Annotated in this window: 14 protein-coding genes; 6 read left to right on the top strand and 8 right to left on the bottom strand. The window is 58.1% G+C overall.

Going from position 1 to position 14,404, the window contains the following annotated elements; all coding sequences use genetic code 11:
* Positions 1-177 precede the first annotated feature (177 nt).
* The gene (locus NH14_RS31290) at positions 178-1,146 is read left to right on the top strand and encodes a hypothetical protein (RefSeq protein ID WP_035534218.1); all 969 of its coding nucleotides are present in this window, start codon (positions 178-180) and stop codon (positions 1,144-1,146) included.
* Positions 1,147-1,248: 102 nt separating this feature from the next.
* Positions 1,249-2,088, top strand: a complete 840-nt coding sequence (locus NH14_RS31285; protein WP_035534217.1) for a hypothetical protein — start codon at positions 1,249-1,251, stop codon at positions 2,086-2,088.
* A 19-nt stretch (positions 2,089-2,107) separates the two neighbouring features.
* Here the strand turns inward: NH14_RS31285 and NH14_RS31280 are convergent, their stop codons facing one another.
* On the bottom strand, positions 2,108-3,010 hold the full coding sequence (locus NH14_RS31280) for a hypothetical protein (protein ID WP_035534216.1): 903 nt from the start codon (positions 3,008-3,010) through the stop codon (positions 2,108-2,110).
* Positions 3,011-3,403: 393 nt separating this feature from the next.
* On the opposite strand from NH14_RS31280, the gene NH14_RS31275 reads away from it, so the two are divergent.
* The 3 genes from NH14_RS31275 to NH14_RS31265 all read left to right on the top strand — a co-directional run bounded on the left by NH14_RS31275 (position 3,404) and on the right by NH14_RS31265 (position 6,822).
* A complete protein-coding gene (locus tag NH14_RS31275) occupies positions 3,404-3,721 on the top strand; it encodes a plasmid mobilization protein (protein ID WP_035534215.1) in 318 nt (105 codons plus the stop codon).
* A complete protein-coding gene (gene traI / locus NH14_RS31270) occupies positions 3,718-5,895 on the top strand; it encodes a TraI/MobA(P) family conjugative relaxase (RefSeq protein WP_035534214.1) in 2,178 nt (725 codons plus the stop codon). The genes NH14_RS31275 and traI overlap by 4 nt, the downstream gene beginning before the upstream one ends.
* A 234-nt stretch (positions 5,896-6,129) precedes the next feature.
* Entirely contained in the window at positions 6,130-6,822 is a 693-nt protein-coding gene (locus tag NH14_RS31265) for a hypothetical protein (protein ID WP_035534213.1), read from the top strand.
* Positions 6,823-7,025: 203 nt separating this feature from the next.
* On the opposite strand, the gene NH14_RS31260 is transcribed toward NH14_RS31265, so the two are convergent.
* The 7 genes from NH14_RS31260 to dcm form a co-directional block, all read right to left on the bottom strand.
* Entirely contained in the window at positions 7,026-7,676 is a 651-nt protein-coding gene (locus NH14_RS31260; RefSeq protein ID WP_237179829.1) for an ATP-dependent DNA ligase, read from the bottom strand.
* A gap of 179 nt (positions 7,677-7,855) precedes the next feature.
* The gene (locus NH14_RS31255; protein ID WP_152617336.1) at positions 7,856-8,161 is read right to left on the bottom strand and encodes a hypothetical protein; all 306 of its coding nucleotides are present in this window, start codon (positions 8,159-8,161) and stop codon (positions 7,856-7,858) included.
* Between the two features lie 228 nt (positions 8,162-8,389).
* Positions 8,390-9,637 (bottom strand): tyrosine-type recombinase/integrase, encoded by a 1,248-nt coding sequence (locus NH14_RS31250; protein WP_084225983.1) that lies wholly within the window; start codon positions 9,635-9,637, stop codon positions 8,390-8,392.
* Positions 9,634-9,771 (bottom strand): hypothetical protein, encoded by a 138-nt coding sequence (locus NH14_RS31245; RefSeq protein WP_161790896.1) that lies wholly within the window; start codon positions 9,769-9,771, stop codon positions 9,634-9,636. The genes NH14_RS31250 and NH14_RS31245 overlap by 4 nt, the downstream gene beginning before the upstream one ends.
* A 328-nt stretch (positions 9,772-10,099) precedes the next feature.
* A complete protein-coding gene (locus NH14_RS31240; protein WP_202031841.1) occupies positions 10,100-11,365 on the bottom strand; it encodes a type II restriction endonuclease in 1,266 nt (421 codons plus the stop codon).
* Complete coding sequence (locus NH14_RS31235) at positions 11,347-11,793, bottom strand: very short patch repair endonuclease (protein ID WP_035534210.1); 447 nt, start codon at positions 11,791-11,793, stop codon at positions 11,347-11,349. The genes NH14_RS31240 and NH14_RS31235 overlap by 19 nt, the downstream gene beginning before the upstream one ends.
* Complete coding sequence (gene dcm / locus NH14_RS31230) at positions 11,790-13,070, bottom strand: DNA (cytosine-5-)-methyltransferase (RefSeq protein ID WP_035534209.1); 1,281 nt, start codon at positions 13,068-13,070, stop codon at positions 11,790-11,792. Before dcm ends, NH14_RS31235 begins: the two co-directional genes overlap by 4 nt.
* Before the next feature lie 308 nt (positions 13,071-13,378).
* On the opposite strand from dcm, the gene NH14_RS31225 reads away from it, so the two are divergent.
* Positions 13,379-14,185: a hypothetical protein gene (locus NH14_RS31225; protein ID WP_052148569.1), complete on the top strand. Its 807-nt coding sequence runs from the start codon at positions 13,379-13,381 to the stop codon at positions 14,183-14,185.
* Positions 14,186-14,404 lie beyond the last annotated feature (219 nt).

The following is a 14,404-nucleotide window of genomic DNA, read 5'->3' as shown; positions in this document are numbered from 1 at the left end:
CTCCCAGGTAGCGAAGAATTCATCAGGACATCAATGTGTTACCAGACTTCATTGTAGGACCCATTGGGTACATATGCAAGAGAAAAATGATATAAAAATATCAAAAATAGCTTGTTCGTCATGTACCCATTGGGTACAATGTAGTCTCTAGGTTGATGATTAAGAAAGGGGGCGGAAATGATTGGTCAGGTTGCTCAGATCGGCTTTGATTTCGGTTCGAATGATTCGCAGTCCTTGGATATGGATCGCGGCGCATGGCTCGCGCCCTGCTGGGACGCGCCGCAATGGGTCCGTGCGATCGAGGAGGCGACTCGTCGCCTGCCGATGATCGACGCCCAGCTTTGCGACCTGTACCGCTCCGGTCTTGACATCGCCAAGGGCGAACTTGCGGATCTGATCGAGGAAGGCGCGGATGTCTCGTGGCGACTGTCCAGCATCAAGCTGACAAGCGAGGGTGAGACGGTCGAGAAGTTTATGCGCGCCTGCGAACAGTGGCAGAAAGCTCCTGCTCGCGGGATCGAAGTCAAGGTGCGCGAAAAGGTGCGCCTCAAGACCGCCGCTGTGTACATCGAAGGGGTTGGCACCATCATCGCCCTCCAGTGGTCGCAGGTGGATAGCGCGCATATCGTCTATCACCCCTGGAAGGACTCGTTTTTCCTGAGTAGTTTCGAGGACGACATGCCTATGGTGAAGGTGCCCTATGCAACCTGGAAAGGCGCTTACTGCGCGGACAAGCTCGCCATGTCAGGCAATGGTGTTGCGTCTGTCCCGACATTCAAGCTGAATGGCCGTGAATACGTCCAGACGGGTGGTATGTGCTACGGCGGTTTGGAGCAAGCGACGGCCTGGCGTATCTGCCCGATCGCCGACTGGAACGGCGAGACGTATTCCTATCGCTCGATTACCAAGGCATGGGACGAAGGAACTCGCGAGCGAGGCGATGAACGCGGGATGGTCGTGAAGGTGCGCGGCCAGCTGTGCGTGCTGGAGTCGGCAATCAACGTGTACGACGAGCGGCCTTCTACCGACACGATCGCGAGTCTTCTTGCCGCTCGCAACGCTGCCAACGAGAGCGACGAAGAAACGGACGAGGTTTTGGACGAGGACGAATACGACTACGAGGACGAAGCAGCGGAGCCAGCGTAAGGCTGGTAGCGGCCTCGCCGGGGTTGGTTCGAGCGCTCTGTCACGGCGCGTCAGCCAACCCCATCAAACCGGGTTTTACCTTCTCCTGAGTCAAACAACAACATGAACAGAAATATTCCAGCGTGGATCTCCCCGTATGCGAACGGGGAAAAGACCGGATGGGCGCAGGCCGTGATGGCATATGCGGACTACTACTGCGTGGACGGTTCAGCAGACGATGATTGGAGCATCGAGGAACGACTCGTGATGCACCGTCAGCCGATGGTCGCATACGCGAGCCATACGGGTACTCGCCGGAATCTCGCCGCGATGAAAGACGCTGGATGGCATCTGCTTCTCTCGCCGAAAGGCAACTCCCTGAAAACCGAAGGCATGCCCTACGCGCTGGACAACGGCGCGTGGACCGCATATCAGCAGGGTCAGGCTTTCGATGAGAATGCGTTCTTGGGTGCGGTCGACCTTGTAGGCGAAGGCGCAGAATGGATCGTTCTACCCGATGTCGTTCAAGGCGGTATGGCGTCCCTTGAATTCTCGCTTACGTGGATGGAGCGCCTGAAAGGCATCCCGACCAAGCTTCTTATTGCCGTTCAGGACGGGGTCCAGCTGGAGGACGTTGCCCCGTGGCTTTCTCCCGCAGTTGGAATATTTATTGGAGGTTCCACGGCGTGGAAGGAAGCCACCGCAGGCGCATGGGGCTCGCTTGCGCGACGCCGGAACTGCCACTTGCATGTGGGCCGGGTCAACACGGCACGCCGCATCAAGATATGCGCCGCCGCAGGAGCAAACAGCATTGACGGGACGAGCGTCAGCCGCTACGCGAAAACCCTTCCCATGCTTGACGCTGTCTCGCGTCAGGAAGATTTCTTTTCGACCGCCCACGAGAGCCTGCTCGACGCGCAGATGGCCAGCAACGACATCGATCTTTGCGAGTTGGTGCAGTAAGCACCCTCGCCCAGCTTTCCTACAGCTTGGTAGGCATCGCGACAAAGTCCTTGCTGGATCTTCCCTTGGTCGGCGCAATGATGCGCCCGACCGTGCGCAGGAGCCGGATCTGCCGTTGGGAAAGCAGGCCGTGGAACGGTTGCCCCGACACGTAGTACACCAACTCCCCTTCCCTTAGTTCCACGTCGTCAAGCAGCTCGGTTCGGTCTTCCGTTGCCCTGCTCGCTTCTTCAATGGCCGTCAGCGTCAAGGCCACCTCTCCTTCACTATTTTTCGCGGGCGTAGCCCGCGTTCGGTTTTCTGACGTTGGAATCGCAATTTCGGTTGACTTGTCCTCGGCGTTAGCCGCCCCCTCCCCTTCACTAATCATCCGCGCCGCTTCAAGAGCCGCAGGCTCTTGAAGCGGCGCGGCCGGCGAAGCCGGTCGCGCGATTTCAGCTTTCAAAATCCTTTTGGGTGGACGAGGTTCTTCCGGCCTTTGTGAGCTTGGGCGGCTTGCCGGTTCTAACTCGCCGGCGCCGAACGCATTGACGAATTGCGGCTTCGCCTGGGTCAGTCGGGCACGCTTCGCGGCAAGCTCGTTCCCATGCTCGGTGTGCAGCTCCAGCACCTTATTCTGGATAGCCGCACGGGTCTGCGCGATTTTCTTCGCATGACGGACGTTCTCCGCTGCCAGCTCGGCATCCGTCTTCAGCTCGAAGAAGTAGCTGCGCAACGTCTCAACCGGAAGGTCCAGGCCCGCCTGCTTGAGAATGTCCGCGATCTTCTCGAATGCCAATCCCCGCTCCCGTGCAGCGATCAACGTACTAAGCAACTGTTTGACCGCGTCACGTTTCAGAAAACGATCGTCAGGCAGTTCGCTATAGATTGCCTCCAGCAATCGTTGGCGAGCTACCTCGATATCGCCCTTTTCGAACTTCATTCTGGTCGCCATAGTTGTCCTCGCCGCACTTCCCTAATCCGTCCACTATCGAACTAATATAATATCACCACAATGATTGACGAAAAGGTGTGCGGGTAGCTACATCGCGGCACCCTACGGGTGCTGAACGGGAAGTTCGTCGTGGCAGGCCACGACGAACTCACCCCGATGGTCTGCGTGAGATTGCGCTGGAAGTTCCACGCAATCTTCTACGCAATGTTCCACTGCTCACCCCAACACCTTGAGGACAGGATGCCAGATGTGGCCACAACGCAAGCGTTGTTGCCACACCGGACGAAAGCACTCGGTGGCCTTCGGCCCCCTTCGCGCTTTCGTCCTTCTGGTTGAACTCAGGGCTTCGCCCCGAGACCCGTACTTCAAAGGAATAAAAAAGTGACTTTCAAGAAGGTAGCTAACGCGCGTTCCGAAGTGATAAAGCTCCGCGTCACGCCGGACGAGAAGAAGTGGATATCCAGCAGGGCGGAAGAGCGAAATCTCACGCTCTCGGAATTCGCTCTGCGCTCGATGCTGGGAAAGTCGATGCGAAGCACATCGGAGTTAGATGCTATCGAACAGCTGCGGTTTTGCTCCGCAGAGTTGCGCCGGCTGTATCACGCCCGGACGAGCCTGGCGCCCGAGACGCTACAAGCGGGACTGGACGCGGTCGTACAGAACCTGCTCACCGTATGGGAGCGGGGAGGAAAGCTATGATCGTCAAAGTTGCTCCGAATCGGCGCGATGGCCGGTCCTCATTTCAGCAGCTTGCCAAGTACGTGACGGAAGGCATTCAGCAATCCGGTGAGGCTCCGACCAAAACCAGTTGGGACCGTCTGACCCAATACATCACCGCCGAAAGCGTTCTGAATGCAATGGGCGAGAACGTCGAGAAGACCATCGGGGTTGAGATTGGCAATCTTGATTCGCTTGCCACGGCGCCCGTGGAAATGTCCGGCGTGGCCCGAAAGAATCGGCGTGTGCAGAATCCGGTGTATCACTACATCCTTTCGTGGCCAGAGCACGAGCGGCCGAACACTGAGGATATCTTTGCTGCTGCGCGCGAAACTCTGTCGGCGCTGGGACTTTCAGAGCATCAATACATCGTTGCGATTCACGCCAACACAGACAATATCCACGCGCACATTGAGGTGAATCGGGTCCACCCGACAACCTATAAATCGCAACATCTGGAGTTCGCCCACGCGACGCTCCATAAGGCCGCGCGAGAGATCGAAATCAAATATGGATGGCACCACGACAATGGGATCTATCAAGTCGTGGAGGTCAACGGTTCGAAGCAGATTATTCGCAACGACGACTACGCAGACCCGGATATCGTTCCGACGCGCCCCGGCGCAAAACAGGCCGAAGTCTGGTCGGGCGAGGAATCGCTGGAAACCTGGTGCAAGCGCGAACCAGCCGCCGAGCTAAAGCGCGTGCTCGCGGACACCAAGACAACAGGATGGAACGACGTTCATCGAGCGCTTGCCAAGTATGGGTTGGAGTTGCGCGATGCCGGCGGGGGAGGTTTGAAGGTCGTTGACGTGAGCGACGATCGGCCCGAAAAGCTCGGCAAGCCGATGGCCGTCAGTGCGTCCGCAGCGTTCCGGTTCCTGAAGCGTGGTGAACTGGAAGCCAAATGGGGCAAGTACGAGGCTCCGTCACCGGATCTGAAACTCGAAGAGCCGAAGCGCACCTACAAACGCGACCCGCATAAGCGGCTGGAGTCGCGACTCGCGCGGAAGGCAATTCGTGACGCGCTGTACGAACGGTACAAGCAGGCAGATCGGGAGGCACGTCAGCATCAAGACATTGCGCGTCAGGCTCTGCAACCATTCGTCGCCGAGGACAAACGCAGGTTCGCCGAATTGCGGGAAGAGTATCTCGCACGCCGCGCAGCCATACAGGCCGACGCAGCGCTTTCGCCAACGCAAAAGCAGCAGGCGTACATGGTCGCCAAGCTCACGATGACAAAGGCGCGGCAACAACTCGTGCAGCAGATCCGTGGAGAGCGCACGCTGAGGAACCAGTTGCTTCCACCCGTGCCGTCGTGGCGCGAATGGGTCGAGGCACAGGCGCAGCTGGGCGACGACGCCGCAATAAGTGCATTGCGAGGTATGGTTTATCAGGACGGACGTGATAGCAAAAAGAAGGAGGCTCGCGATGCACTTGCCGAGAAGGAGAACGCGATCGCCGCGGCGACTCCGGTGGACTCCGATCCGTCGATCCGTCCGCTGGGTAATCTGATGTGGAAGGTCGCGAAGAACGGCAACGTCAGCTACACCTTTGATGACGGCAAGCCCGCATTCCGCGACGAAGGCGCGCGCCTCACGTTCGGGCGAAAGGAGGTAGCCGACGACGCATTGGCTATGACTCTTCAATATGGCGCCGAGAAGTGGAAGGACGGGTTACGAATCGCGGGCGGCGACTTCGCCTTCAAAGAACGTGTGGTGCGCATGGCTGTCGAGCAAGGCATCACCATCCACAATTCTGAGCTTCGCGGACTTGAGCAGCAAATACGCGACGAGCTTTCGGCCAAGGCGCAACTTGCTCACATGCATATTCCAGAGCGCTTGGACAGGCGCGTCGCACCGCTCACGCCGAACGTGTCCGCGAATGCGCAAGACATAGAAGCGTTGGCTCGAAGCGTGGATCGCAAGGCTCAGTTCGAGAGCGCCGCAACGGACCGAGCAAGCTACACCGGTACCGTCATCGCGCAGAACGCACGGTACATCGCGCAAGACGTGGGACGGCATCGAGTGGTCATCCACGATCGGAGCGCTTTTGATTTGACGCCCGAGCAAGGAAAGCGGGTGACGATCAAGTATCGTGGCGGTAATGCCTCTGTCTCGCAACCCAAGGACCGAACTGGTCGGAGCGGCCGATAGGCGTTGGAAGCGCACTCGTGTGCGTTTTTCCAACGTCAGAAGTCTACGCGCAGCGGCACTACCGGGTCGGGCCGACCTAATCAAGCGCATTGACGACGCGCGAGAGGCACACGAGCGGCGCGTCGCAATGAGTCCGATGTTGTCCTCTGTCTGAGTCGTCCATCAGCATTGATGGCCCATGTGCGAGGGAAATGTGGTAGCGTCCTCCAAAAATCGACGACCTCGGGGATTGAAATGCTCGCCAAAGTGATGGTGATGGGTGTGTTCGCGGCAGCGACTGCCCACGCTTCAGCAATGTGTCTGGCAACGACGCCGGCAGACGTGGACGATGTATACGGGTACTACGTCGCGCTCACGAACGCGCTGCAGTCGGTGAAAACCGCGCGCGACGAAGCAAAGGCCGCGGGCTTGAAGGTTCAGCAGCATTTCAATGCAACCGAGCTGCTGACAGGGATGAAGTATGCGGAGGGCGACTATGAATGCGCTCGTCTGTACCTCAATGGCTACGATAAGTCGTCCAACAAGGGCATCACACTCTCGGCGATCGGAGTAATAAACGGCGTTTCGGTATTGCAGGGAGAGCAAGATCGAATGGCAAAAATGCTAGAGGCGTCCCTGAATGGTCAGCAGATGAAGGAAGGCGAGCAAGCTCAGGCGTTGTCGGATATCAATGTGCAAGTCGACAATGCGTGGCAGATGCTAATGGTTGGCGTGGTGTCATCGAGCCAAGCCTCACCGCACAACGATAGTTCTGGCCGTGTCGATGGGATCGTCCTTTCTCCGAAGCAGCGAGCGGACGTCATGAAGCGGCTGCGTGCCATTGATCCGGCCGTTGAACACAAGGGAGATAAGTTGCCGCTCGAAGCATCGGTTCAGATTCTCTTTGATTACTTGGGGGACAAGCGGTTGAAATCGTTCGGCCGCTGATTGCCGTTGCAGAATGAACCGAGCCCACTGATTGCGGGGCTTTTACGTTTGGCGCACGCCCCGCGTCGATTGCAAGCACGGCTGGATTCAAATGCAAGCACCGCTTGCGAGCGACTCGACTGTCCCTTGAGGGTCGGTTAGGGACATTCGGCGGTGGCGTCGGCACCCCGAGCGTCGTACGAGCGTTGCTTTTCGAAGCTACGCTACTCGCCGGTATGACCAAAGCCTAGCGCTGCCGGTCGGCTGTAATCTGGGTTCTTGATCTTGATCCAGTTGAGAGACCGTCCGCGGGTGTAAATCGATGACTTTCGCTTCGCAACCATACCCTCAAAGTCGTGGATTTTTACCTGCTCAAAAACGAGTTCGCCGACGCATTCGACGTCTGTGAGATAGACGAGCCGCTCTGTGTTGTCAAAGGCATCCCGCAGATGAGCCTTCCGCTCCGTAAGCTCCAGTTGGCGCAAATCGCGCTTGCCCGAAAGGAGCATGTCGAACACGAAAATCCGTGCTGGGTGTCGGCGAACGGCCGCCGGAATATTCCGCGGTGACGTCGTGCTTAAACGCTCCATCAGTTGCCCGAAAGCCGTCGCCCCGCGACCGTCACCGATTGCAAGCTCGCTGTCCCACACGAAATCTCCGGGGACGGCAGCAACCGCTTCCGCAATTTCGGGAAATGAATGGTTGAAGGGCTTTCCTTGCCGGCTGGTTATCGCTACTTTGTCGCCCCATTTATCGACAAGACATCTGAACCCGTCCACCTTCCATTCGTACAGCCAGTCGTCGTGGGAGAAGGGTCGCCGGCGCAGCGTCGCGTGCATCAGGTCGGAAGGTTTGATCGGCCGCTCCAGTTCCATGGAAGTCTCCCTAACGCCTTTGTCCGAGCGGCAAGGCATCACCCAAACGCAACACCCGTCAAATTCCAAAGGCAACACTCTTGCGATCCCGCCTTGTCAGGCAAGGCACTGAAAGGCAACGGTGATCCAGATGCACATAAGGAGCGCGATCGGTTCCCTGTTCCCATAGATAGTTACCATCAGGAGCCGTTGCGCGGTCGGCGTCGTGCTCGCCCTTCTGTCTCGCCCGCGTACAGCAGACCGCGTTGCCGCGGCGTCGGCGGATCAGTCAAACACGGCTCGCGATCCAGTTCGGCCTCGAACAGATCCCACATTTCGCCCACGGTGTTCGCCCTGCCTACGCGCGTGCCGATGGTTTGCCGGATTTGGTTCGCGCGGAGGATTGTCGAACGAAGTCGGTGAATCTCCCAAAGCAGACGAAGTACTATGGGCGTCGGATTCTCGTCGTAGATTTCAGCGAGGTCGGCTGCGGTCAGCGGCGGCAAGTGATGGTGCCCATTCCCCAATTTATGCCCTAACAAAAGTACTGTATATTTATACAGGCTAGCACACTAGGCAAGCGCACCGATAGGGAGACGAGTATGTGCGCGAACTACGCTGCCGCGCGCAGCGACCAGCTCTTCAAGCACTTCGGCATCGAGCCACCCGACAGCCCGTTGCGCGATGATGAGGTTTACAAGGACAATTCCGCGCCCAATGCCCATCAGAAAGGGTCATCCGATCAAGCGCTCAGTCTCGCGAGCTCGCTTCAACTCTTCGTCGTCAACGTATGTGAGCGTCGTGTTCATGTCGGCATGCCCGAGATTGCGGGACACGGTCATTACGCTCGCGCCGGCATCGACCAGGCTTTTCGCAAACGAGTGCCGTAGCCAGTGCGTAGACGCACGGCGCAAACGGTCTGCATCCACCGCGCTTCGAGCGTCCCAGTATGTGAGCGCGTCCCTGAAGATTCCCTTGATGAGCCGATACACGGAGGATCGATCGGTGACACCGTCGAATTCGCCCAAGTCCTGACGCACACCGCGCATACGCCAGTCGGGAATGGTCGCGTTGATCGTTGGCGTCCTTCGACGCGCCCCCAGGATCAGGGGCGTGGTTTCTCCCTCAATGGGCAACGACGGCAGGCCGTAGGCAATCCGGTATTCTTGCAGCTGCCCCATCACCGCGGCGAACGAGACTGTCCGGCGGTGGCCTCCCTTGCCGGCCGTCACATCGATGACCCAAACGCCAGTAGGCCCGTCCGGATCGCGCTCGCGCTCCGCTGAAGTGAACTGGGCGTAGCGAACTGAACCCATCGTCGCGCCAGTCGCTTCCGAGGTACGCAGCCCGACCTTCGCGAAGAGGTCGAGCACGAAAAGATCGCGGGCCTTCTTGGCGCGTTGGCGATCGGACGCACACGCGCGATCGGCGATCGCGGCTCGCGCCAGATCGAGCGCTGACTGGTCAACGAAGCGACTTTGCTTGGAGGTACGCGACCGTTTGCCCGCCAAGCCAAAGCCAGAGAAAGGATTGGCGCGCAGATACTGCATGTCGACCAGCCACTTGAACAGGCTTCCGGCGATGACCTGCGACTGACGCGCGGAGTCGGGCGACAATGCCTTCCGAAAAGGTGTCCATGCCGGGTCATTGCGCGATACGCGCAACTCGCAGATCGCCGCGCGGTCCGGTTCGAGCAGGAACGCGAGATAGTTGCCGGCGTCTTCGAGTGTCCATTCGGAGATCGGGCGCGCGATCCATCGCGCGTACCAGAACAAGCGGCGTGCTTCCACGACGTATTGCGCGAGCGTAGACTCGGCCAGCCTGCCGTCGCCGGTTGCTTTCGTCTTCAGCCATCGAATAACCGCGTCTTCGTCTGTCAAGCCGCTGGGCAGAATCGGACTTTCGCCGCGATTCCGCGGCGCGCGCGCTGGCATCTGTTCGAGAACGTATGACTCGATAATCGAAAATGCGTCGACCATCATTCGACGCCTGTCGCGTCTGCCGCGTTGTCCGAAATCTGGTGCCTGCGGGCTTCGAGCATCGGCAGAGTAACCGGCTCACGCGCGATGCCCCACGCTGCGAGCAGTCCATCGAAGGTCGGGCGACTATCCAGCATCCTTGGTGCGGGTAGTGCTATTCCGGTTGCTCGATACCGCACCCGCTCCCTCGCGCTCGCGCCCGCCCGAACAACGCGCTCAAGCGCGCCGTTTCTAACCGCATACTGGATCGCGTCAGAAGCTGTGCGCGACTTCATCAGTCCGGAAGCGACAACCTCGCTAACCGTCGCGCTCGCGCGCTCGCGAAACCATGCGAGCAGTGACTGAGCATTTGCGTGCGTGCTCATGTTCTGCGTTTTCCCCTCTCGAGTTTTCCGGTGCGTGAGGTGACAACGGTTCTCGCCGCATGCACGGAATACCAGACTGTATATTGCCGACTCGCTCCGGTCATTGCGCATTCTGCCGGGCCTGAACCATAGCCATGAACTCGGCAACGCTTTTAAGCCATCCCCGCTGCTCCTGGGTATAACTCTCATGCAGCTTCGTGGGCAGGACCAGTTGCAGATGCTTGGCGCGCATCTCGTTTGTTTGCGTCAGGGAGATGGCCGTTTCCAGCGTGAGCAGATGCTTATCGGGAATTCGGTCCGCTTCGGCCAATACCTGACGCCAGCGGTCCTTGCACGTTGATTTCACGCCAAGCATGGTGAGGCGCACCGGATCAAAAGCCGCGTCGTGATATTCCTTGCTGCCGGGAAACAGGAAATCGGGCTTTGACTTGTTCTCGGTCGCGGCAGTACGGGCATATCGGATATCGTTGGCCGCGAACAGCACTTCAAGATGGTTTTCGAGCGCCAGGCCAACCCGGCTCTTGCGTCGATTCTGCACCGAGAGGGAAAACGCGAGGAATCCGTCTACGTCCACCTTTTTTTCCGCGTCTGCCGCGAATCCGGCCGAGAGGCGGTCGGCGATCAGGTAGCGCTCCAGCGTACGGAACAGAATTTCTTCGCGCTCCATCCATGCCATGAGCACGGCATCGGGAACATCGCGGGCACTGAGGTCCGGCAACGTGGATCGCGCGTATTCGGAAAAAATGCGAGTCGTCGGAAACTTCCCTTCGAAGCGTTCGAGCATTTTTTCGAGGTACGTTTCCTCCGAAGTCTCGACCGCAATGCCGATGCTTTCCAGGATGAACCGCGACGCGAACTCGATGCGATCCTGTTCCGTCTCCAGCTCGGCCTTGACGGAAAACCCGGGGTGGGCGAGATCGTCAAATCCAAAAAGCCATTCGATCTGCCGCGCGATGCTCGACCCGTTCTCCGCAATGATGACGAGCAACCCGCCGTCCCGGCGTTTGGCGATGACAAGCAGATCATCGACCGCTGCATTCATGGAAACATTGGTCGTCGGAAAGTAGAGGCGATACTCCCAGCGCTGTACGTTGCGCTGTTCGCGGGCTCTCTGTCGCGCGTCGTACCACGTAAATACCGCGTCTTCCATGATCGGATCGTCGTCTTGATCCGACAGGTAAAGCAGCTTGGCGTCGTAGTGGACCTTGCCATCCGGTTCGCCAAGGATGCCCCTAAGCGCCTCCACGCCATTGAATTCATGCTGGTTCGAGTGGATGACGTCTGCCTCGACGGCGCGCAACCTTTTTGCCGCCACCCCCTCGAAGTATTCGGACAGATACCCGCGCTTCACACCCTGGTCTCCCATTTGTTCGAATCCGATTCCAGCCACGCGACAAGCGCGTCGGCGACTGCGGATGGCTCTCTGGCTTTGCCCTTGATCGCACATTCCCACACCACCGCCACCCGCCACCCGCTCGCGAGCAGTGCTTCGCGCACCTCCTGATCGCGGCCACGATTACGCCCGATCTTTTCCCGCCAGAATTCAGCTCGTGTTCCCGGCCACTTGAACAGCGCGCAGTCGTGCCCGTGCCAGAAACAGCCATGCACGAAAACGACCGCCCGAAAGCGCGGCAACACGATATCAGGTTTGCCTGGCAGGTCCGCGACATGCACACGGAACCGGTAACCACGCCGATGCAACAGGCTGCGTATCAGCAGCTCGGGGCGCGTGTTGCGCGCCCGGATGCCGGACATCATCCGGCTGCGGGTCGCGCTGTCAACAACGTCGATCACTCGACCCGCAGCGGAAGCCTTTGCTGTGACCCGTTGCGCGCCTGTTCAAGAAGCTCTTTCACAAACGGCGTCATGGCGCGGGCCACTTCCTGCATCACTGGAACCACGACACTGTTGCCAAACTGGCGATAGGCCTGCGTGTCGCTCACCGGGATCTCGAAGTCGTCAGGAAACCCCATCAGTCGCGCACACTCACGCGGTGTGAGGCGCCGTGGACGCTTTCCCTTGCCCTGTGACAGCAGGATTTCTGAACCGTCCTTGTAGTAACGGGCGGACAAGGTGCGGGTGACGCTGTCCGGCGTCACCAGTCCGAAACCGAAGCCATTTCCAGCTGCGCGATGCTTTTCGGCGTAGGCCTGCAGATACGCCCACAGCTTGGGGGTAAGTGTGTATTTGGACTGTACCTTGCCTGCGGCGTGATCGAAGAAACGGTCGCCATCATGCTCTAGCACGGGTTCGGTACCATCAATCTTGTGCAGGATCGACCCAAGGCGCGGTCCTTCAGCCGGGAGCCTCAAGTCATCAAAACTGAAGTCTGTTTTCTCCCTGAAGCCAACGATCACGATGCGCTCACGATGTTGCGGCGTGAAATGCTGCCCGTCGATGACCTTGAACTTGACGTCGTACTTAAGTTCGTCGCGCAACACAGTCAGGATCGTCTTGAAGGTGTTGCCCCGATCATGCGAGAGGAGGTTCTTCACGTTCTCAAGCAGGAACGCTGCGGGGCGCTTCGCCTCGATGATGCGAGCAACGTCATAAAACAGAGTGCCTTGGGTCGTACATTCGAAGCCGTGCGGACGGCCGAGCGAGTTCTTTTTGCTCACGCCGGCAATGCTGAACGGCTGGCAGGGAAATCCGGCAAGTAGCACATCGTGCGCTGGGACGGCGTGCTCCGAAAAGGACACGATGTCACCGATGAACTGGTGGCGGTCGTCGCTATCGCCGTAATTCTGCTGGTACGTCTTTTTCGAGAACTCGTTCCATTCACTCGTAAAGACGCATTGACCACCGAACGCTTCGAAACCACGCCGGATGCCGCCGATGCCCGCGAAAAGATCGATGAACCGGAATTCTGGCTCGCTCACGCTCCCGGGTTTCCGGGTCTTTGCGTCCAGCATCTCGCGTAAAGCGGCTTCTGCAATGACTGGACAGCGATCTTTGTCCGCCTCCCAGCGGCGGATTGTCCGTACGTTCTTTCCGATTCTTTCGGCGATTTCGCCTTGTGTGTATAGCTTCAGTGCCTGCGTGAGCAGGTCATGCGAATCGGCCATTGTCATGTTGCTTTTTCTCGCTGGGTATTTTGACGGACATTCTGGCCGCCATCCTTCCATCTGTCCAGCCCTTTTATGATGGCAGGAGTCTGCGTCCTCGGCTTAGCCAAAGACAAACGCGGGAGTTTGGTGAGGATTTTCGGGAGCCGTGAAAGGTATGTGGCCCCCGTAAAGCCTCACCTCATATGAACATCGCCGCATCCCATCTTCACAAGGCTCGCGGAGACGTCGGTAGGATAAAGAACAGCCGGAAGCCACAAACCAGCTGTGCATACATTGACCATTCAAACAATCAACGAATCCGAGAGGGCGCAATGACTGGGCGCGATTTCACGACGTTTTATCTTTCAACAACGATAGACCTCCCGGTTTTGCTTGAACCTCACAAGTTCTACGTATCGGAGGCCAGAAAGAGATTGCTGGCGCAGTTCAGTGATATCGAGCGCGAGGCGAGCGAAGCAGAGGCGCGGCATTTGGAAGCGTCCGGGCAGAATTTCGATCCGGATCGAGATGATCCTGCAGACGCCTATGAGCATGCGTATCAGGAAGGTGTGTCCCGTTGGATTGCGCTCAACGAAATGCACAACACGGTCACCCTTGCACTAACAGCCGGAATGTTTCATCAGTTCGATAAAACCTTGCGAGACAAGGCCGTTAGGGAGTTTAGTCACTGGCTTGATAGAGAGAAAATTGGCCCAGTTGTTTGGAATCTAGGCTTTCCCCGACTAATCGAGTTGCTCGAATGGCTCGGCATGGACATTATTGGAAAAGATTTTTTCGACAAGCTTGACGCTTGCCGACTGGTTGTGAACGTCTACAAGCACGGCGATGGAGATGCGCATTGCGAGTTGTCATCGAAGCATCCCGAATACTATGACCGTGGCGTTACTAGAGATTTACCGTGGCTCCGTGCCAATCATGAGGAGCTAACGGTGAGTGAAGCGCAGTTCGTCGAATTTGCTGAGGCCATTACTGCATTCTGGACAAATATCCCACAATACTCTTATGCGTCGCAGTTGAGAGAGGAGCCAACGTGGCTGGAGGCAGAATACAAAAAGCACGGAAAACGACTCCAGAAAGTAAACTCGACCGTGCCTGCGCCTGGCGGTCAAGCCAAATGATTCGTTGCTGGCTGGCTTAACGCACCCCGAAAATTCAGAGCTAAGTGCACAGGGTTCAGAGTTACTTGATTCGTGACATCTTCGAGCGACGGCTTGTGGCCGAACTGAGCCTAGCTGCGCCCTTACCCACACGAGCGAAGGCGCCTTTGTCGTCATTCGACACGTCGTTTCCAACGTCAGAAGCCCGCTAGGCGGACCTCACAGGCTACCTCCCATGCA

This window comes from Paraburkholderia sacchari (assembly GCF_000785435.2).
Taxonomy (GTDB): domain Bacteria; phylum Pseudomonadota; class Gammaproteobacteria; order Burkholderiales; family Burkholderiaceae; genus Paraburkholderia; species Paraburkholderia sacchari.
This window is presented reverse-complemented; position numbering and strand designations above follow the sequence as displayed.